The sequence below is a fragment of the Myxococcus sp. SDU36 genome, from assembly GCF_030168875.1.
Lineage (GTDB): Bacteria > Myxococcota > Myxococcia > Myxococcales > Myxococcaceae > Myxococcus > Myxococcus vastator.
Map to the genome: position 1 here is coordinate 3,757,564 of NZ_CP077414.1, position 23,613 is coordinate 3,781,176.

The 23,613-nt window shown below is 69.1% G+C and carries 21 protein-coding genes and 1 tRNA gene; 4 read left to right on the forward strand and 18 right to left on the reverse strand.

Annotated features, from left to right (window positions below; translation table 11 throughout):
• Positions 1–75 precede the first annotated feature (75 nt).
• Positions 76–159: transfer RNA gene (locus KGD87_RS14670), tRNA-Leu, on the forward strand.
• 56 nt (positions 160–215) lie between these two features.
• Here the strand turns inward: KGD87_RS14670 and KGD87_RS14675 are convergent.
• Positions 216–1,304: a lysylphosphatidylglycerol synthase transmembrane domain-containing protein gene (locus tag KGD87_RS14675; RefSeq protein WP_284668046.1), complete on the reverse strand. Its 1,089-nt coding sequence runs from the start codon at positions 1,302–1,304 to the stop codon at positions 216–218.
• On the reverse strand, positions 1,301–2,863 hold the full coding sequence (locus KGD87_RS14680) for an alkaline phosphatase family protein (protein ID WP_284668639.1): 1,563 nt from the start codon (positions 2,861–2,863) through the stop codon (positions 1,301–1,303). The genes KGD87_RS14675 and KGD87_RS14680 overlap by 4 nt, the downstream gene beginning before the upstream one ends.
• A 181-nt stretch (positions 2,864–3,044) precedes the next feature.
• Between KGD87_RS14680 and omp85 the strand changes: the two genes are divergently transcribed.
• On the forward strand, positions 3,045–4,217 hold the full coding sequence (gene omp85 / locus KGD87_RS14685; protein ID WP_284668047.1) for an Omp85 family outer membrane protein: 1,173 nt from the start codon (positions 3,045–3,047) through the stop codon (positions 4,215–4,217).
• Between the two features lie 3 nt (positions 4,218–4,220).
• On the opposite strand, the gene KGD87_RS14690 is transcribed toward omp85, so the two are convergent.
• Positions 4,221–5,729, reverse strand: coding sequence for an ArnT family glycosyltransferase (locus KGD87_RS14690; protein ID WP_284668048.1), 1,509 nt, complete (start codon positions 5,727–5,729; stop codon positions 4,221–4,223).
• Positions 5,730–5,976: 247 nt separating this feature from the next.
• Between KGD87_RS14690 and KGD87_RS14695 the strand changes: the two genes are divergently transcribed.
• Positions 5,977–8,247, forward strand: coding sequence for a pyridoxal phosphate-dependent decarboxylase family protein (locus KGD87_RS14695; protein ID WP_284668049.1), 2,271 nt, complete (start codon positions 5,977–5,979; stop codon positions 8,245–8,247).
• 368 nt (positions 8,248–8,615) lie between these two features.
• Here KGD87_RS14695 and KGD87_RS14700 read toward each other — a convergent pair whose 3' ends face one another.
• From KGD87_RS14700 to fni, 13 genes are all read right to left on the reverse strand, one after another.
• Positions 8,616–8,846, reverse strand: a complete 231-nt coding sequence (locus KGD87_RS14700; protein ID WP_284668050.1) for a hypothetical protein — start codon at positions 8,844–8,846, stop codon at positions 8,616–8,618.
• A gap of 106 nt (positions 8,847–8,952) precedes the next feature.
• A complete protein-coding gene (locus KGD87_RS14705; RefSeq protein WP_284662566.1) occupies positions 8,953–9,234 on the reverse strand; it encodes a hypothetical protein in 282 nt (93 codons plus the stop codon).
• 68 nt (positions 9,235–9,302) lie between these two features.
• Positions 9,303–9,980 carry an IS66 family transposase gene (locus tag KGD87_RS14710; protein WP_284663043.1) on the reverse strand — a complete coding sequence of 226 codons (678 nt, stop codon included), beginning with the start codon at positions 9,978–9,980 and terminating at the stop codon, positions 9,303–9,305.
• 11 nt (positions 9,981–9,991) lie between these two features.
• Positions 9,992–10,963, reverse strand: a complete 972-nt coding sequence (locus KGD87_RS14715) for an IS66 family transposase (protein WP_284663042.1) — start codon at positions 10,961–10,963, stop codon at positions 9,992–9,994.
• A gap of 58 nt (positions 10,964–11,021) precedes the next feature.
• On the reverse strand, positions 11,022–11,393 hold the full coding sequence (gene tnpB / locus KGD87_RS14720; RefSeq protein WP_095959537.1) for an IS66 family insertion sequence element accessory protein TnpB: 372 nt from the start codon (positions 11,391–11,393) through the stop codon (positions 11,022–11,024).
• Positions 11,394–11,780 carry an IS66 family insertion sequence element accessory protein TnpA gene (gene tnpA, locus KGD87_RS14725; RefSeq protein ID WP_284662560.1) on the reverse strand — a complete coding sequence of 129 codons (387 nt, stop codon included), beginning with the start codon at positions 11,778–11,780 and terminating at the stop codon, positions 11,394–11,396.
• A 272-nt stretch (positions 11,781–12,052) separates the two neighbouring features.
• A complete protein-coding gene (locus tag KGD87_RS14730) occupies positions 12,053–12,658 on the reverse strand; it encodes a DUF2247 family protein (protein ID WP_284668051.1) in 606 nt (201 codons plus the stop codon).
• A 65-nt stretch (positions 12,659–12,723) separates the two neighbouring features.
• Complete coding sequence (locus KGD87_RS14735; protein ID WP_284668052.1) at positions 12,724–13,314, reverse strand: hypothetical protein; 591 nt, start codon at positions 13,312–13,314, stop codon at positions 12,724–12,726.
• A gap of 119 nt (positions 13,315–13,433) precedes the next feature.
• Positions 13,434–14,513 (reverse strand): mevalonate kinase family protein, encoded by a 1,080-nt coding sequence (locus tag KGD87_RS14740; RefSeq protein WP_284668053.1) that lies wholly within the window; start codon positions 14,511–14,513, stop codon positions 13,434–13,436.
• Positions 14,513–15,499: a diphosphomevalonate decarboxylase gene (gene mvaD, locus KGD87_RS14745; RefSeq protein WP_284668054.1), complete on the reverse strand. Its 987-nt coding sequence runs from the start codon at positions 15,497–15,499 to the stop codon at positions 14,513–14,515. The genes KGD87_RS14740 and mvaD overlap by 1 nt, the downstream gene beginning before the upstream one ends.
• Before the next feature lie 8 nt (positions 15,500–15,507).
• A complete protein-coding gene (gene mvk / locus KGD87_RS14750; protein ID WP_502888025.1) occupies positions 15,508–16,419 on the reverse strand; it encodes a mevalonate kinase in 912 nt (303 codons plus the stop codon).
• 25 nt (positions 16,420–16,444) lie between these two features.
• Positions 16,445–17,773, reverse strand: a complete 1,329-nt coding sequence (locus KGD87_RS14755; RefSeq protein WP_284668056.1) for a hydroxymethylglutaryl-CoA reductase, degradative — start codon at positions 17,771–17,773, stop codon at positions 16,445–16,447.
• Positions 17,774–17,806: 33 nt separating this feature from the next.
• Positions 17,807–18,865, reverse strand: a complete 1,059-nt coding sequence (gene fni / locus KGD87_RS14760) for a type 2 isopentenyl-diphosphate Delta-isomerase (protein ID WP_284668057.1) — start codon at positions 18,863–18,865, stop codon at positions 17,807–17,809.
• Positions 18,866–19,048: 183 nt separating this feature from the next.
• Between fni and KGD87_RS14765 the strand changes: the two genes are divergently transcribed.
• A complete protein-coding gene (locus KGD87_RS14765; protein WP_350102544.1) occupies positions 19,049–19,435 on the forward strand; it encodes a hypothetical protein in 387 nt (128 codons plus the stop codon).
• Here the strand turns inward: KGD87_RS14765 and KGD87_RS14770 are convergent.
• On the reverse strand, positions 19,432–21,867 hold the full coding sequence (locus KGD87_RS14770; RefSeq protein WP_284668059.1) for a TonB-dependent receptor family protein: 2,436 nt from the start codon (positions 21,865–21,867) through the stop codon (positions 19,432–19,434). The genes KGD87_RS14765 and KGD87_RS14770 overlap by 4 nt on opposite strands.
• Positions 21,868–21,992: 125 nt before the next feature.
• Positions 21,993–23,471: an NHL repeat-containing protein gene (locus tag KGD87_RS14775; protein ID WP_284668060.1), complete on the reverse strand. Its 1,479-nt coding sequence runs from the start codon at positions 23,469–23,471 to the stop codon at positions 21,993–21,995.
• Positions 23,472–23,613: the final 142 nt, after the last annotated feature.

The window sequence follows — 23,613 nt, forward strand, 5'->3', positions numbered from 1 at the left end:
CGTAGTGCTTGACGGGGCGGGGCAGGAACTCTATATGTCCGGCCCATCGCAGCGCCGCACCGCGATGCCCCACCTGCCCAGGTGGTGGAATTGGTAGACACACTAGATTCAGGGTCTAGCGCCTGCAAGGGCATGGAGGTTCGAGTCCTCTCCTGGGCACAAAGTTGAGAAGGGGTCCCGGTTTCAAACCGGGGCCCCTTTTCGCTTTTCAGGGGTCAGGAATGCGCGGGCTCCACGGCATCGTGCGCCACGTGGTTCGCGGCCTCCCGCGCGAGGCTCCCGCCCTTGCGGAGGTCGCGGATGCGAATCTTCCGCAGGTGGACGGAGACGGCGCCCACGGCGACCTGGCTGATGACGGTGCCCAGGTGCGTGAGCGTGGAGAAGGCCGCCGCGTCCTCCGGCGAGGCCCCCAGGCTGCGGGCCGCCCAGCTCGTCACGAAGTAGTAGATGCCCATGCCCGCCGGGACGCCCGGGAGCGACTGCCCCAGGGAGATGGCCCCCAGCACCACCGCCCCGGCGAAGAGGCCCCCGGAGATGCCGATGCCCTGCAGCGCCAGGCCGTAGGCCAGCGCGGAGGCGAGGACTGGCGCCACGGAGTAGACGAACACCTTCGCCATGCCGGTGAAGGAGCGCGCGGTGCCCAGGCCCTCGCTGACGTGGTGGAGGAAGCCCTCCACTCGGGGGAGCTTGTGGCGCTTGTGCAGGGCGAAGGCGAGTGGACCGGACCAGTGCGCCAGCAGCACCACCAACGCGACCAGCCCCACGCAGAGCGACACGGCCACCTTCAGCTCCCCTTGGAAGCGGGACAGCGTCTGGCCAAACGGGCCGAGCAGCGACAGCGTGACGAGCAACATCAGCGCCGCGAACTCCATCAGCTTGCAGACGCCCACCGTGCCCAGGCAGCGCAGGAAGGGGATGCGCTGCGTCCGCGACAGGAGGAACGAGCGCATGATTTCGCCCAGCTTCCCGGGCAACGCGTTGTGGACGAAGGCGCCAATGGCCACCAGGTGGTAGCGCTCCTTGAGGGGCACCGGCCGGCGGAGGGTGCTCTGCCATTGCACCGCGCGCAGCGGGATGAGGGAGGCCTGGAGCAACATGAAGGGCACCAGCCACACGAGGTGGCCGGGCAGGTCGCGCACGAAGTCCCCCAGCGGGAAGCGCGGCTGGAGCAGGGGCCCGGTTCCGCCCAGGTTCCATTTGAAGAACGCGGTGGAGAGCAGGACGACGGACAGCACGAGCCCGAAGACGGCGAGCAGCGCCTTGAACAACGCCCGGCCCCCGGAATGCCTCGCCCTGCCCTTCACGGCACCCACCGGAGTCGTGGGGTGTCTTCGAGATAGGCCGCCGCGAGCCGCTCATGGAGCTGCGCGCAGTGCGACAGGCCGGACAGGTCCACGGGTGCCTTGGCGGGCCAGCACACCAGGCTGTTGGCCTCCGTGCGGGTGAGTCCTCCATGCGAGCCGAACTCCCAGGCGAAGCCCACGGTGCCACCGCGCCGCACGGCTTCGCCGAAGAGCACCAGGTCCCCCGCGGTGGACATGGTGGGAAGGACGCGGAGGAACTCCGCCACCGCGCGCTTGCTGAACTCGGTGGACAGCGGGGCCCGGTCCAAGGAGTCCACGGTGTAGACGCCGCCACGCACGAGCGCGACCGCGCTGTTGCCTCGTCTCAGGGCGACGAGGCCGATGTCCGGGCTCCGCGTCACCCGGGCCAGCACCTCGGGGTGGCGCGCGAGCAGCGACCTGGCCTCCAGCGGCGTGGGCTCACCGGACACGTACACATGGGCGAAGTCGCCGCACTCGACGGCCATTGGCGTGAAGGGCGCTCGCGGCTGCGTGTCCGGCTCCGGGCGAGTCCTTCCGTCGCAGAGGCCGCGGACCACGTCATCGGAGAGGGGGCCGTCGCCATGGGGCGCCGTCAACCACCGCGCCAGAGGCTGGCCCTGACGCTGCTCCCAGGGTAGACAGTCCACGTGCCCGTGGTCGGAGAGGAAGACGACGTCGTAGGGCTGCTGCACCGCGCCCGCCACGGCGTATAGCTCCGCGAGGTATGCATCCACGCGGTACAGCTCCGCGAGCGCCTGCTCGGAGCGAGGCCCCCGGCGGTGGGCCACCTCATCGTAGTTGCCGTAAACGAGGTAGATGACGGGCACGCCCCGCGCCAGGTCCACCAGGGACTTGGTGAAGGCGAAGCTCCAGCCCAGGCGCTGGAGGAAGACGTGGCTGAAGAGGTAGGCCGGCTCGTGGCGCCAGTCGTGAAGCCCACGCGCCCAGTGGGTGACTTCACGCGCCGCGGCCCAGGTGTCCATTCCCAATGAGCGCAGATAGTCCCAGAGGCCGCGCGTGCGCGCGCTGAGCAGCCCCCGCATCTCGTAGGAGAACGAGCGCGACATCTGATTGAAGCTGGCCAGCGTGCTCATGCTCAGCGCGTTCTCGGCCCCCGCGCGGAACAGGGAGAAGTACCCGTGCCCCCCACCGTCGAGCAGGCTGGTCCGCCCCGCGCCTCGCAGGCGCTGATCGATGGCCAGCGCATCCGCTGGGGTGTTCATCTGGACCTTGCGTCCCAGCTCGCGGTCGAACCACGAGTACGCCGGCAGGTTGGAGTGGCGCATGCCGTAGAGCAGGCCCGCCTGGAAGTAAGGCGTGGACGTGGGCGCGCCCCAGAAGGCCTCGTCCAGGTGATAGGCCCCCGAGCGAACGAGCCGCGCCAGGAAGGGCATGCGCCCCGCGACGAGCGCCTCATCCAGCAGGCCCTTGGGGACGCCGTCCAGGTGGACGATGAGCAGCTTCCTCGCCCTGTGTCCTGGCGCGGGCGGCACCTTCTCCCGGACCCGGCGCACGAGGCCGTGGGCCCACAGGTGCATCGCTGGTGGAAGCACAGCGCTCACGGGTGTCGCCTTCCCTCCTCTGGCAGCCAAGATGAGCACTTGAGAGGCCAGCCGCCCTGGAGTGGGAGCCGCCCTCCAGGAGAGCGGGCGGGCAACCGCCGGGGCTTATCCGTGCGGGAAGAAACGCCACCACCCGGGCGTCCTCCGCGGCCCCTTCATGCTCATTCCCGCCACGGCCGTCCTCCTCGTCAGCCTGAGCGCTGCTCCGGCAGCCCGAGCGCGCCCCGCGCCCGGGCTCGAGCCCGTGCGGACGTCCGGCTTCGATGCGATTGCCATCCCCCTGGTGAGCTTCAACTCGGACCAGGGCATGGGCTACGGCGCCGTGGGCGGGATGTACCTCTATGCGCCTGGGAAGCAGCCCTACGCGCACGCCATCAGCGCGCAGACGTTCTTCAGCAACCGAGGCGTGCAGAACCACTCGCTGCGTTACGACGGGCCGAAGCTGCTCGGGCCGCTGCGCGTGGAAGGCCGGCTGGATTACCGGCGCGAGCTTCGCAGCCCCTTCTTTGGCGCGGGCAACCTGTCCGCGCCGGGCTTCCGCGGGGACGTGAACAACGAGCTGTACAACTTCGACAAGGGGACGCCGGGCTTCTGGTTCCGCCTGCGCGGACACCCCTTCGGAGAGGAACATCCGCTCCAGTCCTATGTGGGCTACGGCTGGCGGCACATGCGCGTGGATGCCTACGAGAAGTCCATGCTGTCGCTGGAGAAGCCCCTGGGCATGGACGGCGGCAACATGGGGCAGCTGCTCGCCGGCGTGCTCTGGGATACACGCGACAACGAATCGGACCCGCGACAAGGCAGCGTCGAGGAGCTGTCGCTGCGCATCTCCGGCAACGCCACGGGCAATCGCTACCACTACGTCGGCGTCACCCTGAGCGAGCGGCGCTACTTCCCGCTGACGTCGCGGCTGACGCTGGCGCACCGGATGACGTTGGACATGCTGTTCGGCGACGTGCCGTTCTACGAGTGGAGCAACACCGGCGGCGTCAACGTGTCCGAAGGCATTGGCGGCATGAACAGCGTGCGCGGCATCGAGCGCAACCGCTTCGCTGGGAACATCAAGGCGTTCACCAATACGGAGCTGCGCTATCAGGCCGCCCGGTTCCAGGTCTTCGGACAGCAACTGAAGCTGGGCGCGGTGGCCTTCGTGGACCTGGGCCGCGTGTGGCACCCGGGCGTCTCGGATGGCAAGTGGTGGCACTGGCACCCGGGCGTCGGCGGAGGCCTGCGGTTCTCCCGGCGCGCGGCGGTGGTTCGCACGGACTACGCGGTCTCCACGGGCTCCGGGCGGCAGCGCTTCTACGTCACCTTCGGGCAGATGTTCTGACGCTCACGGCCGGCGCTTCCACACGTCGCCCTCGCGCGTGAAGTGCTCGCCCACCCAGCGCTCGCTGGCCGCGGACAACTGCCACTCACCTCTCCCAAGGAGGACCAGGGCGTCGCAGCGCTCGAGCAGCGGCAGCACGGTGCGCTGGGTGCGCTCGTCCTCGAAGGCCGCGGTGGCCGAGGTGAAGCGCGCTGAGCCGTCCGAGGCGTCATGCAACATGAGGCCATAGGGGTCGACCAGGAGGGGGCTCCCCCATGGAAGGCCTGGCAGACGGCCCGCGGCGATGGCCCAGGCTGGCTCGAAGGCACAGAGCGTGGCCTTCGCGGGGACCGAGGCGCGTATCGCGTTGCCAATCGTGAGGAGTCCCCGGTCACGCTGGTTCGCGGAGCGCAGGGCCGCCGGCAGCGAGGAGAGCGCGAGGAGCCCCACCGCCGCCACCATGGCGACCTCGAGTCGACGTGAGCGCCGCTCCGCCCAGTCCAGCAACAGCGAAGCGCCCAGCCCGGCGAGCACGGCCGTGGCGGGCGCGAGGCTCGCGTTGTACTGCCCCCAGTAGCTCTTGGACGCGAGGAAGACGGCGACGGTCAGGAGCCACGCCAGGGAGAAGAGCCGCTCCGCGACGGCGTCACTCCGGCGGGCACGCGCCAAGGCCCCGGCCAGCCCCAGCAGGCTCAACACCGAGACGCCCCAGTGCCCCTCCCCCAGGATGGTGAGCAGCCGGCGCACTGGCTCCAGCTCTCCATCGGGTGGCCGCTGCAGTTGAAAGCGCAGGAGCCCCTCCACCATCGGGCCCGCGGCGACGGCGAGGAAGGGCCCCACCCACAGGAGCCCCGTGAAAGCGGCGACGCCTATCACCCGGCGGGCCCGCCTGAGGTCGCCCGCTCCCCCCAACGCCCACGCCACCGCGACCACCCACACCCCCGCGGTCAGCTTGATGGCGCACGCGGTCGCGAGCAGGACGCCCGCGCAGACATCGCGGCGCAACGCCCGTCCGGTGTCCGCGGGGCGTAGCAACCCCCACGCCGTCCCCAGACAGGCGAGGTTCAGCGCTGGCTCCAGGAAGGGGCCCCGCTCCGTGGCCGCCGCCTCCGGGTAGAGGGCATAGACGAGCGCCGCCACGACTCCCGCGCGCGTGCCCCAGCGCGACTGGACGATGCGGCCACACAGCACCGCGCTCAGGGCCCCGAGCAGCGGGATGAACCCACGCACCACCGAGAACGCCGTGGCCGCGTCAACGCGCCCGCCGAGCGCGGCCAACGGCCCCAGCAGCACCACGATGCCGGGCGGGTGGACGAAGAAATAGTCACGGTAGGGCAACACCCCGTGCGTCAACAGCGCCGCGGCGCTGAAGTAGACGCCCTCGTCGTAGTCCACCGGGTAGCCCAGGGCACCACCCCGGTGGAAGAAGCCCGCGACGCGCAGCAGCCATGCCCCAGCGCCGATGAGGAGCCATGGCGCCCATGGATGCTGGGCCGTGCTTGATATGGCTTTCAGGAACCGGTCGGAGCACACCGGCGCAGCGCGTACCAGAGGCCCGCGAGAGTGTCGAGCACGAGACGTTGGCACCTCCAGCCCAGCGCGGAGTCCCGCGGGCCGGGCCGGATGGACCGCCCAGGAGGGCTGATGATTGTCATGAACCGACAGCCGCACGACATGACGAGAGGGATTGAGCGTGCGTCAGGTATATCTGGCGCGACCGTGGCCGCCCGCCCACGCCCTGTGTCTGGCCATGGTCTTTCCCTGACGCAAGGAGCCCCACATGGCCCACAAGTCCCAGCCGGACTACTCGAGTCGTGCCCTGGACGAATTGAAGCAGGCGTTGCGCGAGCGACTGAAGACCAACCAGCTCGCGCACCGAGAGCTGCTGTGGGATTCAACCCACGGCAGGGAAGCCCCCATCGAGGACGGGCGGGACGTGGAGGCGTGGTTCCTGGGGCCCCGCGCGGAGAACGCGGACGTCTTCGAGCAACTGGTGCTGGAGGCCTTGAGGGACCACGCCTTCTGGCGCCGGAACTTCCACCCGATGGACCCTCCCGCCATCACCCAGAGCATCAAGCGAGACCCGGGCTACCTCCGGGCGCTCGACACGCTGCACACGGAGTTCAACAACCTGCTGGCCGAGCTGAAGAAGTCCGCGCCGTTCTTCAGCATGCGCTACCAGGGCCACATGACCTGGGACCAGACGCTCCCGGGCATGGCCGGCTACTTCGCGGCGATGCTCTACAATCAGAACAACGTCGCGCTGGAGGCCTCGCCACTGACGACGGTGCTGGAGGTCCGGGTTGGCGAGGACCTGTGCCGGATGGTGGGCTACACCCAGAAGGGCGACATCCGCCCCTGGAGTCACCTCACCAGCGGTGGCACCACCGCCAACATCGAGGCGATGTGGGCCGCGCGAAACCTGAAGTTCTATCCCCTGTCCCTGCGCGAGGCCATCCAGCGGGAGTCCGCGCTGGCCGCGGCGAAGTCGCTTCAGGTGACGCTGCCGTCGGGGACCCGGGCACGTCTGCTCGACCTGGATGCGTGGCAGGCGTTGAACCTGGACGTGGACGAGGTGCTGGGCATCCCCACCCGCATCCAGGAGGAGTTCTCCATTCCGGTGGAGACGCTGACGGCGCGCGTGGGCAACTACATGCTCCAGGACCTGGGGCTCGTGGAGTTCACCCGCCGCTATCTGGGGGACATCCCAGCCCCCGTGTTCATGGTCCCCGGCTCCAAGCACTACTCGCTCCCCAAGGCGGCGGCGATCCTGGGCATCGGCGCGGACCACATGTTCAGCATCCCCCTGGATGAAGAGGGGCGCATGGACGTGTCTGCCCTGGAGGTGCGGCTGGACCAGTGCAAGGCGGACCAGCAGCCCGTCATCGCGGTGACGGCGGTGATGGGGACGACGGAGGAGGGGCTTGTGGACCCACTCGCATCCGTGCTGGCGCTCCGAAAGCAGAAGTACCATCCGCAGGGCATGTCGTTCTGCGTGCACGCGGACGCGGCCTGGGGCGGGTACTTCGCCTCGCTCCTGCGCGCGCCGCCGAGCACCGACAAGAGCCGCGCGGGCCCGCCCGCGCCGGTGCTGCCCCTGAGCCGGTACGTGACGCAGCAGTTCGAGGCGCTCCCCGAGGCGGACACCATCACCGTGGACCCGCACAAGACGGGCTACCTGCCCTACCCCGCTGGAGCCCTGTGCTACCGCAATCAGTCCATGCGCAGCCTGGTGGCCTTCGAAGCGCCCTACATCAACACGGCGGGGAGCCAGGAGGACCTCACCGTGGGCAAGTACGGCATCGAGGGCTCCAAGCCCGGCGCCGCGGCGGCGGGCGTGTACCTGAGCCATGCCGTCGTCCCACCAGACCAACGTGGCTACGGGAAGATCCTCGGGAGGGCGCTCTACAACTGCAAGCTGTTCCATGCCCGGCTGCTGATGATGAACTCCGCGGCCAGTGACTACGTCGTGGTGCCGGGCCCGCGCTTCAAGCTCTCCGAGCCCCTCAAGCGCAAGTACGGCGGTGAGAAGCAGGCGCTGGAGACCCTGCGGCATCAAATCACGGGCGTGCCGCAGGAGAAGCTCCTCACGGCGTCGGGGGAGGAGGAGTTGGAGCTGCTGCGCGAGACGGGCGCGGACCTCAACATCCTCACCTACGCCTTCAACTTCACCTCCGGGCAGGGCCTCAACCCGAGCCTGGAGGAGGCGAACACCTTCAACCGGAAGATCTACGAGCGCCTGGGCGTCAAAGCCGACGGCCGCGACATCTACGGCTACCGGCTGCTGGTGAGCACCACGGACTTCATCGAGGAGGACTACGGCAAGAAGTTCTTCGATGACTACAAGACGCGCCTGCTGGGCAGCGGCGCGACCTCGGGGCGTGGCGAGGAGGGCCGAATCACCGTGCTGCGCTCCGTCATCATGGACCCCTGGATTACCGAAGACCTCCAGCGCCGGCCGTTCCTCGACACCATCATCGAGGAACTGCGCGCGGCCGTGGAGGACGCGCTCAACGAGATGCGCGGTACGGCATCGAAGCGCTCGCGCTGACGAGCCGCGGACACGACCGGGGTTGTGCCCATCTCTCGCGGAGCCACATGCCGCCGCGAGAGATGAGGTGTAGGCGTCCGGCCAACGTACCCGCATGGACGTACGTCTCGACGCACAAGAGCGACGCCTCGACTGCCGAGGAGACGACCGCCTGGCTCGAGGGCGAGATCGAAGCCGCGACGAGATCCGGCTTTTCCTCCTCTCCTCCATTGCACCCAGCAACGAGTGTTCCGCACAACATCACGACAGTCATTGACGGTTTTTGCATGAATCCCCACCGCGCAGCCCACGGCCGGGTGCCTCTGCGCAACATGTGCAGCCGAGAATGCGATTCCCTGGCGCCCTGGAGCACTGAAAAGCAGTACCAATCAGCCAGACTTCATCACGAAGTCAGCAAGGAGTCCGTGCGCCTCGATGACGCTGGCATCCCTCGGGTCGATCGCCGCGACCGTATCGTCGTATGGGTCGAGGGAGAAATAGACCATTCCCGATGACTGAATGAGCGCCTTGTAACCAGGAACGAAATAGAACTCCTGGTCCTCAGACCATCGGAGTTCGAGCCGGGTCACTTCCGAAAAGAGGATGCGCAACTCTGCCACGGGGCTTTCTGGTCGAGGTGTCCCTCCGCCCGAGCGCACCCGGCAGGCCCTTGAAGTCTGAGCGGAGAGAGTGTTGGGCGGGCCGCCAGCGGCGCGTCGTCAGTCGTCAGAGCACCGACTCGAGCGCGTCCGAGAGGGCCAGCAGCAAGGCCAGCTTCCGCTTCTGGCGGCGGTCGGCGTGGTTTGCATCACCGGCAACCCAGCCGGCGAGGCTCTCGAAGTCATCACGGGTGCCGCTCAATTCGTAGTCCAAGCCCTCGTCTTCGAGCCCTTCGACTCGCTTCGCCGAGGCGAGCACTTCCTCGGAGCATGGGTAGTCGAGGTGCTTGAGCAGCGCGAGCGCGTCGGCGGAGATGTAGATGCGGAGCTTCCTCTGGTTCTTCGGCATGCCGTCCTCCGCCGAGGACCATACGAGAGGGCCACGCCTGCCTGCGAGGCGCGAGGCGCCCCTGGCGCTCAGCGCGCGGCTGCCGCCTTGCCGCGCACGGCTTCGGGATGCGAGCGCTTCCATTCCGCGGGCAGCAGCGCGGGCATGTCGCGGAGGCACAGCTTCTTGGTGGCCAGCCGGGGCAGGACGTCCGCCAGGTATGCGACGGGGTCTACCTCAGCCAGCTTGCAGCACCCCAGGAGGGTGTACGCAATGGCGGCGCGTTCGCCACCTGCGTCACTGCCGGCGAAGAGGAAGTTCTTCCTCGTCAGCGCGGTGCGGATGTGCAGGCGCTCCACGACGGTGTTGTCGATGGGGATGACGCCGTCTTCGAGGTAGCGTCGCAACGCCTGTTGGTGGTTGAGCAAGTACCGGATGGCCCGGCCCAGCGGGGAGGAGGGCGGCTCATTGGGTTGGTGGGCAATCGCCCAGGCAATGAGGTCGTCGTAGACGGGTTTGCTGCGCTCCTGCCGCCCTCGCCGCCGCTCGTCAATGGTACAGGCCTGGAGCCTTCGCTCGATGGCGAAGAGTCGCTTGAAGGCCGCCAGCGGCAGCGCGGCTCGCTTGTCGCCGCCGTCCAGGGCCTTCCGGAAGTAGCGCCTCGCGTGCGTGTTGCAGCCACATTCCAGCAGGCCCGCCCGCTTGAAGGACGCGTCGAAGAGGCCGGCCGCATCGGCCACCGTGAGGCCCACTCGCATCGCCAGCATCTGCGCGGGGCCTATCTCCCCTCGCGCTGGCCCTCCCGCTTGCCCGTCGAGTTGTACAGACACAGCGCGGTGTGCTGCGTGCCGCAGTCTTTCACGTCGGCGCCCACATAGCCCCAGATGGCGCCCAGGCGAATGCCCTTCGCATTCTTCGAGTCCAGCACCGGCAGCGACGTCGCATCCAGGTGCATCACCGTGGCGCCCAGTACCTTGGACATGGCCGCGCGCCACACGGGCCGGAGCGCCTCGGTTGCCCAGGCCACCTGGTCGGCGAGGGTGGAGAGGGCCACCTCGAGTCCCAGCCGCTCAAAGCGCTCCACCTGCCGGCTCAGCGGCAGCCCGTCGTAGTACTTCTCCACGAGAAGCTGGGCCACCAGCCTGGCGCCCATCCTCCCGCCGCTCACCACCTTCTCGCCCAGCGGGGCGCGGACCACCTCCGCCTCGCACAGGTGGCACGCGAGCTTCTCCCGCTTGTCCTGCCGGACGATGACCTCCGCCGGAATCAGGTCGATGACCTCCGTCACCTCGTGCCCGACGCACTTCCGCACCTCGCCGCACCGAGGGCACGGACGCTGCTGTGCAGGCACCGGGATGACGTTCTCCACCCGGCGCAGATTCGTCGGAATGGGGCGGCGGGCGGGACGCGTCCGCTTCGGCCGCGCTTGTTCCTTTTGCGGAGGCTCCTCGTCAATGCCGGACGAGCGGCGAAGTCTTGCATCCACTTCCGCCACGTCACCATCGGAGTTCGCCGGCAGTCCGCCCAGGAGCAGCTTCAGCTGCGTGGTGGACACGCCCTCGCTCTTCTTGCCCTTCGTCTTGGCGTCCTGAAGCAGCCGCTCCAGCTCCGAGTTTCTCGACACCAGCCTGGCCACCAACGCCACCACCTCTTCGGTGCGGCCCTCGGCGAGGAGCGCTTTGAGCACCTCCAGCACCGGGCCTCGGCGCGGCTTCTTCGTCGTCTCGGAGGTGGGCGCGGTACCTGGCAAGGCGCGGGAAAGGTAACCAGCCGCCGTGCCCGCGCCACACCCTCGAAGGAGATTTTCTTCAGGCCGAGCGCAAGTGCCCCGGGGGCTCCCAGCGCTGCGACGTCCGCGCGCGCTGCACGTCGATGCCCTCGAGCAGCATCGCCAACTCATGCACGTCGAGTTCAATGCTGGTGGCGCCCAGGGCCACCTGGCTCGGAAAGGTGAAGGTGCCACGCTCGAGGCGCTTGTGTACGAGGGTGAAGCCGCCGCGCGTCCACAGCAGAAGCTTCACCTGGTTCTTCCGGCGGTTGAGGAAGACGAAGACGTGGCCGCTCAGTGGGTCCTTGGCCAGCACCTCGCGGACTTCGTTGCTCAAGCCATCGAAGCTGCGCCGCAGGTTGCACGGCGCCATCGCCACGTACACCTTCACCGCCCGGGGCAAGAGCAGCATCTACCCGCCCCCCGCAGCCAGCGCACCCACCAACTCTGCGACCCAGGCAGGGGGGATTGCGGCCGCGTCCAACAACTCCAGCACACAGCCGCCCGGCAGCCTCACCACCACCGCGGCACTCCCTTCCGCGGGCAGCGTCGGCGCAGCGCTCATCCCCCTCAGCACGGCCGGTACCCACCGCGCTGGGCCGTTAACGGGCGCCGCCTCCTCCCACTCCCCGAGGCGCTCCCGCCACCAGCGCAGTCGCTGGTCCGAGACGCCGCGCTGCCGCGCGTACGTGGCCAGCGGCAACCCGCTCCTCTGCAACGCCGCCAACTCCCTGCGTGCCTCGTCAGGCGTCCACTGCCGCCAACCGCCCCGCTTCTTCGTCGTCCTGAGTCCGTGCATGGCTCGCTACCTCCGCGGCCAGCCTCAGCATACCTCCTGGCGGAGCGCAGCCGCCCACCCGGTGCGCTCTGGCGGAGGGACACTGGTCGAGGGGAGCACACGAGTTCCAGTCGCACTCCACTGACAGCTGCGACGCGCGCCGTTATCGACAGAATCCTCCCGTCATGCAGCGCCCATTGTCGTGCAATCTCATCAAGTGCTCGCGCCCCCTCGAAAGTGCTCATGGGCCCCACCCGCGATCGATGACGGCGCTGTCTCTCACGCGCTCCTCCTCAGGTACCAGCACCGCGGGGAGAATACTCGACCGACAGCTCGTCCAAACAGTTCTTCCACTGGCCGTAGAGCCTCTGCTCGTTCAACTCGCGGCTACCAAGATCGGGCTCGTCAGAAGGCATGTATCGGATGAACCGGGCGATACGCTCTGGGTACCCAAAATCGGCATAGATCTTCTCGACCATCTCCAGCGGATCAGCGAAGTGCTCCCTGTTGATGAACACCCAATCCAACACGAGGTAGAGCCACTTGCCTTTTATCGCCTCGGCGTCCTGCCTTGCCTCGGCATCCGCGAGTGCCCCCACGTAGTCACGAGGCGACCTCCACGGCTCCAGGCCCGCCAGATCAACGAGCGCCCGCGCAGGCCCATCTTCGATGCCGAGCTGCTCGACAGCTTTTTCGACCGGCACCTCGGAAGACAAGAGCTCGTTGCCCATGCCGAAAAGAACCTCGCGCCAAGTAAGCCGCGTCCTCTCCCGAAGGAACCCATAGGGAATGCCGAGCTTTACCAAATCCATTGGCGCCCTCACCTTGCGTTCTGATTCGGCGTTGCCAGCCACGAAATCCACCTGCGACTCGCGCCGCGACAGGGAAATCCCACTCATCGTGCTACGCTTCCGTTTTGCCCCTCGTCAAACGCTCACCCGCAAGGCAGTAGTCGTCCGGGCACCTACGCGCCAGAGGGCCTCCATGTCATGACGACAAGTCCATCATCCGCGACTCGCTCGACATTCCTTGGAGCGTTCTTCAGACGAAACTGAATCGTCTCACGGACCACCAACACATCTGGGAATCCGACGTCAGAGTGGCGCCAGTCAATGATTTCGCCTCGCACGAAGTGATCGTCCCAGTCGCGATCTTCAGTCACCCCCTCGGGGTCATAAATGAACGCGATGACATGCTCACGCTCGTTGCGGACATACTCCAGGAGCACTTCTCCAACGAGAGCTCGGTCCTGTGGCGACGTCCCCTCAAGCCCAAACTCCACGACAATGACCTCCCCCATGACTCGGACACGACAGTAAATGTCCTCCTGAGCGCCCAGCCACCACTGGAAAGCAACTTCACGCTGCTCTCGAAGGAGCCGCAGCAGGGAAGTCTCCGGTGAGGGAATCTGTTCTCCTTCTGCATCAATGATAAAGGTGCGCCCATCCTGGGGACGCGCCAAAGAAGCTCCTGCGCGATGGAGTACGCCCCTGAGTCCAGTAACAACCTGCTCAGAAACCCCGAAACGATATAGCGCGACAATCCGCTCGCTCATATTTCGCTCAGTGTCCAGTAACGAAGAGGTCGTCTGCGCCAAGCAACTTCATTGCCAGGTCAATTGCCCCTGCATTGGGCCGCAAGACAGAGAGCTGGCGAGTCATCGAAAACAGGTGTTCAGATTAGAGCGTCGACCCAGGTCCGCAGTCGGGGAGCCACCTGGGCCTCGCCACGCACGCCAGGCTCGGCATCCAGGAGCAGCGTATGGAAGCCTCGGGATTCCAATCCCTTGCACATCTCCGCCCGCACCTGGACATCCGGAGCGAACAGGATGCAGCCGTCGCCGCCCCCCGCGCCGGACAGCTTGCCCGCCGCACCGTAGGTCGCGGCCAGCGCCAGCACCCGACGCATGCCTTCCGTCTCCAGCGGCCCCAGCTCCAGCAGCAGCGCGTGCTGCGCCTTCACGGCCTCGGAGAAGGCCCGGAAGTCTCCGCCGCTCAGCCCGTCCTCAATCGCGTGGCCCAGCGTGTCCGAGCGCTCCATGAAGCTCCGGCGGCCCGCTTCCTCCAGCCGCGCCTCCACCTGGCCAATCAGCACCCGCGTCGAGGCGCTCTCACCCGTGAAGGCATACGCCATGGACACCCGGGGCGAAGGCAGCCGCCACACGTCCACCGACGGAGACTCGGCCAGCGCCGCGCGCAGCCGCCCGGTGTTGCTCGCCTCAATCAACGGCGCCACGTCGTAGCGCCGGTAGCGCAGCACGCCTCCGGCGAAGCTCGTCGCCACATCCCCGCCGCTGCCCTTCCCGCCCTGCCCGAGCGTGTGCGCCAACAAAGCCAACTTCAGCGCGTCGTAGCGCTCCTCCAGCACATAGCGCGCACCTTCCGCCGCCAGCACCGTCGCGCACGCACTGCCGCCCATGCCCAGCTTCTGCCCGTTCGGGCCCACCGCGGACGGCGCCACCGCCAGGTCGAAGCCCTGACTCGCGCGCCCATGCGCACGCAACGCCTCGTCCAGCGCCCGCGCCACGAAGGAGAACCCCGCCGGGACCTCCCGCTCCCAGCGCACGCCCAGCGGCGTGGTGCTCCCCGCGAGCGTGCCCTCTTCCAGGCACACGTGCACCCGGGCATCCGCACGGCGGCGGACGTACGCGGACGTGCGCGGCGCCACCGCTGCCAGCCGCGCCACGCCGCCCCACAGCACGGCGTACTCACCCGAGAGAAACAGCTTCCCCGGCGCGGAGAGGGCGCGCTCCATCAGAAGAGGTGCTCCGCCTTCAGCTCCGCGTCACCACCCGGCACGCAGCGAATCACGTCCACCGCGCCGCACGCGCGGGCCAGCGCCTCCGCGGCCACCTCGTGCGCGGCGTCCGTCAGCAGCACCGGGTTCGGTCCCGCGTCCAGCGTGAACCACACCGGGATGCCCTTCTTGCGCTGCTCCTTCAGGTGCTGGATGAGCGCCAACGTCCCAGCGTTCATGTAGCTCAGCGGCGGATTCGCCGCGAAGGACGTCGCGTGCATCCGCCATGCGTTGCGCTCACACAGCTCACCCAGGGCCTGCAAATCTCGCCGGGCGATGTGCTCGCGCACCTGCACCACCTCCGCCTCGGCGTCCTTCACCCACGCCGGGTAGTACGGGCTGGTGTCCACCGTGTGCTTCATCCCGTCCCGCGACTTCACCTCTTTCTCGCCGCGGTCGAGAATCGCCACCACCATGCGCACGTCCGGCCAGTGCGCCGCGTCGAAGCGCTGCACCGCGAAGCTGTCCTCACCATCCGGACGCTCGCCGCGCTGCCACTCGCAGAACCCACCCTGCACGCTCCGGCACGCGGAGCCGCTGCCCAGGCGCGCCAGGATGCTGGCCGCGCGAGGCTCCGACGGCAGTCCCGCCGCCGCGCGCCCCGCCACCGCCAGCGCCGCGAAGCCCGCCGCGCTGCTGGCCAGGCCCGCCGCCATGGGGAAGTCCCCGCGCGACACCACCTTCGCGGGGCCCAGCTCGCCCTTCGCCTGTGCGCGCACCAACTCCAACAGGCGCAGCACGCGGTCGCGCTCGCTGCCCTTCGCGGTGTGACCGTTGAGTTCCACCTGGTCGCTCGCGGCGCCGAACTCCACCGTGGTCGTCACCGACAGCGGCGACAACGTGAGGGACAGGCTGGACTGATGCGGAAGAATCAGCGCGTCATCCCGCTTCCCCCAGTACTTCACCAGGGCGATGTTGGGATGCGCCAGAGCTGTGGCTTTCATGGGAGGACTCACGACGCCCGCGGTCCCGCGAGCTGGCTGCTGAAGCAGCGCACGCCCAGCCGGGTGAGCTTCGTCACCACGGGCTTGGGCTCCAGGAACAGGCCAATGACGGCCCCACCATCTCCACCGGCCCCGGTCAGCTTGGCGCCCAGCGCCCCCAGCTCCCGCAACCGGTAGATCATCTCTTCCAACGGCGGCGACGACAGGCCCAGCGCCGCGAGCAGGCCCTGGTTGACGTTCATCGCGTCGCCCAGTGCCTCCAAGTCTCCCGCCGCCACCGCCTTCGCGCCCTCCGAGGACACCCGTCCAATCTCCGCGAACAGGCGCTCGTAGCGCGACGGCCAGCGGGCCTGCCGCTCGCGCAGCGCGCCCACCGTCCTCTTCGTGGGGCTGCGCTCACCCGCGAGCGTCACCACCACGTGCAAGGGCCTGGGGCTCTCCACCACCTGCCCCGTCCCCTTGGCGGCCCCCGGCTTGCGCCGGTACAACACAAGCTGCTCCGCAGCGCTGGTGGTGTGGTCCACGCCGGACGGCGTGCCGTGGAACTCCTGCTCCATCGCCCACGCCACACGCGCCGCGTCCTTCGGCGTGGGCACCTTCCCCGCCGCCTGGAGCAGCAACCGCGCGCACGCCACCGACAGCGCCGCCGAGCTCCCCAGCCCCACCGCCAACGGCAGGTCCGCCTCCAGCGACACCTTCACCGGCGGCGAGCCCGTCACCTCCGCGGCCCGGGCGAACGCCGCCGTGAGCTGCGCCCGCTGCGGACGGCTGAGGGTGGAGGGCAACGCGAGCTGACACACCTTGGCGGGCACGGCGCGCGCCGTCACGCCCTGCGACAACGGCCCGGCCAGGGCCGGGTGCCCGTACACGACGCTGTGCTCACCCAACAGGATGACCTTGCCGGCGCCAAAGGCCGACATGGATTCTGAACGAGGCGCCACGGCGTCAGACGGTGGTGCCGGTCGCGGCCGCGGCATCCTCGGCGGGGAGGTTGGCCAGCAGCTCGCGGGCCTTCTCCACCTTCACGTGGCCCGCCTTCACCAGCAGGTTGGCGATCTTCTCCACCCAGTCGCCCCGCGCGCCCGCCGTCACCGCCACGCAGCGCGCGTGCATCGCCATGTGGCCCTTCTGGATGCCCACGCTGCCCAGCGCCCGGAGCGCCGCGAAGTTCTGCGCCAGGCCCACCGCCGCGAACACCATGGCGAGCTCGCGCACCGACGAGGTCTGCATCAGCTTGAGCGCCATCTGCACGCCCGGGTGGATCTTGATGGGCCCGCCCACCGTCCCCAGCGCCATGGGCAGCTCGATGCGGCCCACCAGGTGCCCCTCTTCCAGGTACCAGGTGGACAGCGGCCGGTACTGTCCGTTGCGGCAGGCGAACGCGTGCGCGCCCGCTTCAATGGCGCGCCAGTCCTGCCCCGTGGCGATGGCCACCGCGTCAATGCCGTTCATCACGCCCTTGTTGTGCGTGGCCGCGCGGTACGGGTCCGCTTCAGCGAAGCGGCTGGCCTGGGCGATTCCCTCGGCGATCTCCTCGGCCGGCATCTCGAAGTCCGCCAGCAGCGGGATGGGGATGCGGCACATGGCGCGCGCCAGCCGGCGGTCCGCCAGGTTGGAGAGGATGCGCAGGTACACCTTGCCGCCCGTAATCTGCTCGATGAGCGGCGCCACGCCCTCCGCCATGGTGTTGATGAGGTTGGCCCCCATCGCCTCCTGGGCGTCGACGATGAGGTGGACGATGAGCAGCGGCTCGCCGCGCGGGCCCTCCGGGGCCGGCAGCACGCGAACCTCGACGTCCTTCGCCCCGCCGCCACGCGCCACCATGGCCGGGTGGAAGCTGTTGGCCAGCGCGAGGATCTGCTCCTTGTGCGCCAGGAGGCGCTCGGTGGCCACCGTCGGATCGCCGTAGCGCGACACCTGCACCTGGCCAATCATCAGCGACGGGTCGGCTTCACCCATGAAGCCGCCCGACTCCCGGACAATCTTCGCCGCGAAGGACACCGCCGCCACGACGGACGGCTCCTCCACCGCCATGGGCACCAGGTAGTCGCGTCCGTTGACCTGGAGGTTGAGGCCCAGCCCCAGCGGCAGGGAGAAGGTCCCCACCGCGTTCTCAATCATCTGGTTCGCCAGGACAGGCTGGAGCGCCTCCGAGCCCAAGAGCTGCTGCAGGTCCTCGGGCGTGAGCTGGAACATGCGGGAGAGGTGCGCGTGGCGCTCCTCCATCGGCAGCTTGTGGAACCCGGGGAGCCGGGACGTCACGGTGTCAGACATGTTCTTCCTTCCAGACTTCGGCGCGGCCGCCCTCTACAGCGCCGCCAACCAATCCTTCAACTCTCCGGTGACCACCCGGGGCCGCTGTCTCAGTTCAGCGCAGCTTCTGCTACCCGTCAGGACCAGCGCCTGCCGCAGGCTGGCCAGGATGACCTCCAGCGCCGCCTCCGCCGCCACAAGCCCGCCCGCCTGCTGCGCGCGGAACAACGGCAGCGCCAGGCCGGCCAGGTTCGCGCCCAGCGCCAGCACCTTGGCGGCGTCCAGCCCTGTACGCAGGCCCCCGCTCGCCACCAGGTGGACGTCCGGGCCCACGGCCCGGCGCACGGTGGCCAACGCCGCCGCCGTGGGGATGCCCCACGCGCTGAACTCCGCGCCCAACTGTGCCTGTACGCCCGACGCGCGAAGTTGTTCCACGCGCACCCAGGACGTCCCGCCAAGGCCCGACACGTCGAGGTTCCGCACGCCCAGGTCCACCAGCCGCCGCGCGACGTCCGGGCCAATGCCGCAGCCCGTCTCCTTCACCAGCAGCCGGTCGCCAAAGGCCCGCACCAGCAGCTCCACCACGCGGTAGCCGCCCTGGAAGTCCCGGTCACCTTCCGGCTGCGTCAGCTCCTGCCCCGCGTTGAGGTGCAGCGCCAGCCCGTCCGCGCCAATGCCGTCCACCAGCCGGCGCGTTCCGTCCACGCCCAGCCGGATGGCCTGGAACATGCCGATGTTGCCCAGGAGCGCCACCGTGGGCGCCACCTGCCGCACCTGGAAGGACGCGGCCCGAGAGGCGTCCTCCGACATGGCGCGCTGGCTGCCGACACCAAAGGCCAGGCCGTGGCGTTCGGCGAGCAGCGCCAGGTCGCGGTTCACCGCGCCCGCACGCTCCGTCCCACCCGTCATCCCGGTGACGAGCAGCGGGGAGCGCAGCCGCTTGCCCAGGAAGGCCGTGGACAGGTCCACGTCCTCCACGGCCATCTCCGGCATCGCGCAGTGCACCAGCTTGACGCACTCCAGCAGGGTGCTGTTTCCGGTGGGTTCGACGTCGCCCGTGGCGCAAAGGTCGAGATGCGCGTCCTTGCGTCTGGCTGTGAGGTCTTCGCCCATCTCGTTGGAGTCCGGTCCGCCCAGGGGGCCACGGCGCGTAAGTGCCCGAATGACCGAGGTTTCCTAGCAAGCACGGCGGCCAAGGCGCAAGCCAAAGGGCCCGGGCGGTCAGTCCCGGCGTGTGGGTGGACGCTGGCGCCTTGTGGGCGGTATGAGCGCGGCGTGAGCCCCTCCCCGACCCACGTGGTTGTCTTCCTGCACAGCGGTGACTACGACCGCGTGCATCAGGGCCTGTCCATCGCCGCCGCGGCCGTGGCGTCTGGCCGCAGGGCGGAGGTGTACCTCTTCTGGTGGGCCCTGGAGCGCTTCCTCGATGGGGCGCTCGACGACCCGGACTTCACGGGTCGCGACGACGTCACCCACCGCTTCGAGTCGCGCGGGATGCCCACGTTGCGCGCCCTCCTCACCCACCTGACCGATTCAGGACGCTTCACCCTGGCCGGGTGCACGGGCTCGCTGGGCGCCCTGGGGGCGGAAGCGAAGGCGGATGCCAGCGGCATCGCCTTGTGGCTGGGCTGGAGCGCCATCCTCCAGCGCACCGCGGGCGTGACGGACCGCTTCTACCTTTAGATGCCCATCTTGACGCCCACGATGACGGTCCGCGGCGCGTTGGGCCGCGCCCCGTAGGGACGGCGCGACACCACGGCCTGCTCGTCCAGGATGTTGCGCGCGCTCAGGTACAACTGCCCCCAGCGGGAGAAGTGCCAGCTCGCGTTGACGTCGAACGTCAGCAGCGCGTCCGTCCGCTGCTCCGGAGGCGCCTCGCCCTGCCCCGCCTGCTCGCGCATGGCATCCACGTAGAAGGCGCTCAGGGCCAAGCCGCCCCACGCCGTCTCCACGCCCGCGGTGGCGTAGAGCTGGTGCCGGGGCACGTAGGGCAACTCGTCGCCCGCGCGCACGTTGCCGAACTGCGGGTCCGCCGACTGGAAGTCCTCGCGCAGCCGCGTGCGCGTGAAGGTGTAGGACAGCGAGACGGGGAACGTCACCCCACCGCCCGGGCGGAAGGTCTTCTCGCCGAAGACCTCCAGGCCGTAGATGAAGGCCTTGCCCGCGTCCGTCTGCCGGTCCAGGTCGTCGTTGAGGCAGCCGCTGGAGAACGTGCAGATGTCGGTGAGGTTCGAGTAGTCGTTGAAGAAGCCCACCGCCTCGAAGCGCTCGCCCCGGCGGGTCCACCGCGCGCCAGCCTCATAGTTGATGCTCTTCTCCGGCAGCACCACGTCCGGCTGTCCAGGCGCCGGGGGCGAGAAGCCACGATAGGCGCCCGCGAACAGGCCCAGCTCGTGCGTCAGCGCGCCATAGACACCCATGCCCGGCATGAGCACCTCCACCGCGCCGCTCGCCTCGGTGCCCGTCAGGTGGTTCCGCGACGCCGAGCGGATGATCTCCATGCGCACGCCCGGCGTCAGCACCAGCGGGCCCCAGCCGATGGCGTCCGTCGCGTGCAGGGCGATGGCGTGCGTGGAGTCCTTGTTGTCGGCCGTGGTGTACGTGGGCTCGCTGGTCCGCACGAGCTGGCCGCCCTGCATCAGGAAGGCATCCTCGGTGTGGAGGCGGCGGATGCTGTCGTAGTGGAAGCGCGCGCCCAGCTCGAGGTTGTGGCTCAGCGGTCCGGTGGTGGCCGTCCAGCGGGCGACGCTCTGGAGTCCCTGGGACACGTAGGTGCGATCGTTGGGGCCGATGAGCAGCGCGTCCTGGGTGGACGACGTGTCCTGCTCGCCGGTGAGGACGCCGTAGTAGATGGCGTTGCGCGCGCTCGTGGGGTCCGCCAGCACGCTGGCGATGGAGGCGCCGCGGAAGCGGTTCACCTTGCGCCACGCCCGGCTCAGGTCGTGCCGGTAGACGGACGTCGTCACGGCCAGCCCGCCCGCCTCGAGCTCGTGGCTGAGCACCACCTGCGTGCGGTGCCACTTCATGTGGTCCAGGGCGCTCGCGACGTAGCGGCGCAGCGGCGCGGCGGCGAAGTCCGCGCTGCTCAGGCCCAGGTACGTCTCGTTCGAGTCCTCGTCCGAGTAGCCCAGCTTGAGCTGGAGCGTCTGGCGCACCGGGCCCTCGGGGACGAGCAGGTAGCGGCCCTTGGCCATCCACTCGTTGCGGGTGAAGCCCGTGTCGCCGCCCACGATGTCCAGCTCCTTGAAGCCGTCACTGCGCAGGTGGACGCCTTCGAGCAGGAAGCCCGCGCGCTCGGTGCTGGCGCCGAAGACGCCGTGGGCCTTGCCGTAGAGGTACTCGCCGCCCGCCACGTCCAGCCAGGCGGACTCAGCGGCGGGGATGTCCCGGGTGAGGAACTCCACGGAGCCGCCCACCGTCTGCGGTCCCTGCTGGATGGCCGAGGGCCCCTTGAGCACGCGGATGCGTTGCATGCGCGTGGCCAGCGGGAAGTAGTAGGCCGCCGGCGCGGAGTACGGCGCGGGGCCGAAGAGGACACCGTCCTCCAGCAGGGTGACCTTCTTGCTGCGGTCCGGATTGACGCCGCGCAGCCCCACGTTCGGCCTCAGTCCGAAGCCGTCCTCGCCGCGGGAGTACACACCGGGCACCGTCTGGAGGATGGCGGCCGGGTCATCGCGCTCGAAGCGCTCCAACTGCGCGGGCTTGAGCACGTGGATGGAGCCGCTCGTGCGCGCCTCCGAGGTGCCCACCACCACGCTCTCGAACTTCTTCTCCACCGCCTCGGGTGAGGGCTCCAGCACGAGCGGCTCGCTCGGGGGGGCCTCGGTGGCCAGCGGCGCGTCGCCCACGGGCGCCTGCGCGGGCTCGGCCAGCGGCGGCGCCTCGGCGGCCGCGGTGTCCCCCGCCCGCGGCGCTTCAGGAACGGCGGCGGTGTCCTGCACCTGCGACGGCTCGGGAACCACGGCGGCGGCGTCCTGCACCTGCGACGGCTCGGGAACCACGGCGGCGTCCTGGGGCGGCTCGGACTGCGCCGCGGCCGGGGAGGCCCATGCCAGCAAGAGCGCCGGAAGTGCCCAGCTCCGCGCCCACATCAGCTTCTGCTCGAACAGTGCCATCTGAAGCGTTTCGACCTTGTCTCGACCGGGATGTCCGACGACTCAAAAAGCCAGGAGCCGGGGAGGGTGGCCCGCCCGCGCGCGGACCGCCCTCCCCGGCTCCTGCTTCTACACTGCGTCAGCGACTACTGCTTCTCGACAGGACCGCCGATGACGATTTTGCCGTCCGTCTGGATGGCGATGCCACGAGCGGCCTCCTCGGTGGCCGCGGTCGCGACGTTGATCTTCGCGATGCCGCTGGTGCCGAAGGTCGGGTCCAGGTTGCCATCGGTGGTGAAGCGCGCCACCACCATCTGGTTGTCGCCACCCTCGGTCACGAAGCCCGCCGCGTAGATGCGGTTCTGCGAGTCGAAGGTGACGGACCAGAAGCGGTCGTCCTCCGTGGCGGAGATGGGCGTGGCCTTGACCACCTCCGTGCCCGTGCCACCCGTCGGGATGATGGCCAGGATGCCGTCGGCGTTCCCGCTGCCACCGGCGCGGTAACCCACCGCGGCCGCCCAGTTGCCGTCCGCCGACTTGGCCACGCCGAAGAAGGCCTGCTCCGGGCGCTCGAAGCCGTAGGTCTTGTAGCCTTCCGGCGCGAAGGTCGTGTCCGGCTGGCCGTCCGGCGTCTGCATCAGGAGGAGGGCCTGGATGTTCTGCGCGCTCGGCGTGCCGCTGCCCACGTGCAGGACGCGGTCATCGTTCAGGACCACCATGTTGCGGCCGCGGTCGTTGTCACCGGCCAGGTCCAGCACCACCGCGCCGCCCGTGCCCCACGTCGGGTCCAGGGCGCCCGTGGCGGTGTAGCGGAAGGACACCAGGTCCACCGTGCCAGAGGACGCGGAGCGGCCGTAGCCGGTCGTAACGTAGCTGCCGTTGGACTGCATGCCCGCGGCGTAGGCCTCGGCCATGCCCCACTCGGGGTTCGTCTCACTCTGCGCCTGGAACGGCGCGGACGTCACGACGCCCTTCCAGCCGAAGGTCTCGTCCGCCTTGCCGTCGTCGTTCAGGCGCTGCAGCACGATGCGGTTGGCCGCCTGCGCCCCCACGCCCGTGGGCATGGACGTGTAACCGGACGTCATGATCTTCCCGTCCGGCTGGATGAAGCCATAGCGCATGCCGTCGTTCAGGTTGGACAGGTTGAGGACGCTGAACCCGTTGGGCGTCTGGGCCGAGCCGAACGTCGTGTCCAGCGCGCCCGTCGCCGTCAGCCGGGCCACCACGCGGTCGGTGTCCGCGCGCGTGCCGTCCGCGCGCTTGTTGCCGAACAGCACGATGCGGTCCGTGGCGTCCACGCGCACGTCCCACAGCGAGTCACGCGTGCCGTCGCGGCCGGTGCCGAAGTCCACGTGCGTCACGCCGCCCGCACCGAACGTCGTGTCGTGCGTACCATCCTCGTTGAAGCGGACCACCGCGATGTCGCTGTCCAGCGGGCCGGTGCCCGCGTCGGGCGTCGGGTCCGTGCCCGAGTCCGGGGTCGTCCCGGCGTCCGCCTGGGTGCCCGCGTCGGGCGTCGGGGTCGGCGTGGGCTCGTCGTCGCCACAACCCGTCATGCACGCCAGCGTGAGCGCCAGCGCGGCCCCACGCACCAGGAAGCTGCGGTGCTTTACCGTCTTCAACATGATGTCTTCCCCTCCTCGGGATTCACTCGAACTGCAAACGATAATCGTTATCAGTTTCGGCGCGGTGGCCTCGTACTCCGAAGACCCCGGCGGGTCAACACCCAAGCTGTGGGGGCTCACACGTTTCTTCGGGAAATTTTGA

Coding starts and splice junctions, on each gene's coding strand:
- KGD87_RS14680 (WP_284668639.1), bottom strand. CDS start 2,863: ATGCACCTGTGGGCCCACGGCCTCGTGCGCCGGGTCCGGGAGAAGGTG.
- omp85 (WP_284668047.1), top strand. CDS start 3,045: ATGCTCATTCCCGCCACGGCCGTCCTCCTCGTCAGCCTGAGCGCTGCT.
- KGD87_RS14695 (WP_284668049.1), top strand. CDS start 5,977: ATGGCCCACAAGTCCCAGCCGGACTACTCGAGTCGTGCCCTGGACGAA.
- KGD87_RS14705 (WP_284662566.1), bottom strand. CDS start 9,234: ATGCCGAAGAACCAGAGGAAGCTCCGCATCTACATCTCCGCCGACGCG.
- KGD87_RS14710 (WP_284663043.1), bottom strand. CDS start 9,980: ATGCTGGCGATGCGAGTGGGCCTCACGGTGGCCGATGCGGCCGGCCTC.
- tnpB (WP_095959537.1), bottom strand. CDS start 11,393: ATGCTGCTCTTGCCCCGGGCGGTGAAGGTGTACGTGGCGATGGCGCCG.
- tnpA (WP_284662560.1), bottom strand. CDS start 11,780: ATGCACGGACTCAGGACGACGAAGAAGCGGGGCGGTTGGCGGCAGTGG.
- KGD87_RS14730 (WP_284668051.1), bottom strand. CDS start 12,658: ATGAGTGGGATTTCCCTGTCGCGGCGCGAGTCGCAGGTGGATTTCGTG.
- KGD87_RS14735 (WP_284668052.1), bottom strand. CDS start 13,314: ATGAGCGAGCGGATTGTCGCGCTATATCGTTTCGGGGTTTCTGAGCAG.
- KGD87_RS14740 (WP_284668053.1), bottom strand. CDS start 14,513: ATGGAGCGCGCCCTCTCCGCGCCGGGGAAGCTGTTTCTCTCGGGTGAG.
- mvaD (WP_284668054.1), bottom strand. CDS start 15,499: ATGAAAGCCACAGCTCTGGCGCATCCCAACATCGCCCTGGTGAAGTAC.
- mvk (WP_502888025.1), bottom strand. CDS start 16,419: ATGTCGGCCTTTGGCGCCGGCAAGGTCATCCTGTTGGGTGAGCACAGC.
- KGD87_RS14755 (WP_284668056.1), bottom strand. CDS start 17,773: ATGTCTGACACCGTGACGTCCCGGCTCCCCGGGTTCCACAAGCTGCCG.
- fni (WP_284668057.1), bottom strand. CDS start 18,865: ATGGGCGAAGACCTCACAGCCAGACGCAAGGACGCGCATCTCGACCTT.
- KGD87_RS14770 (WP_284668059.1), bottom strand. CDS start 21,867: ATGGCACTGTTCGAGCAGAAGCTGATGTGGGCGCGGAGCTGGGCACTT.
- KGD87_RS14775 (WP_284668060.1), bottom strand. CDS start 23,471: ATGTTGAAGACGGTAAAGCACCGCAGCTTCCTGGTGCGTGGGGCCGCG.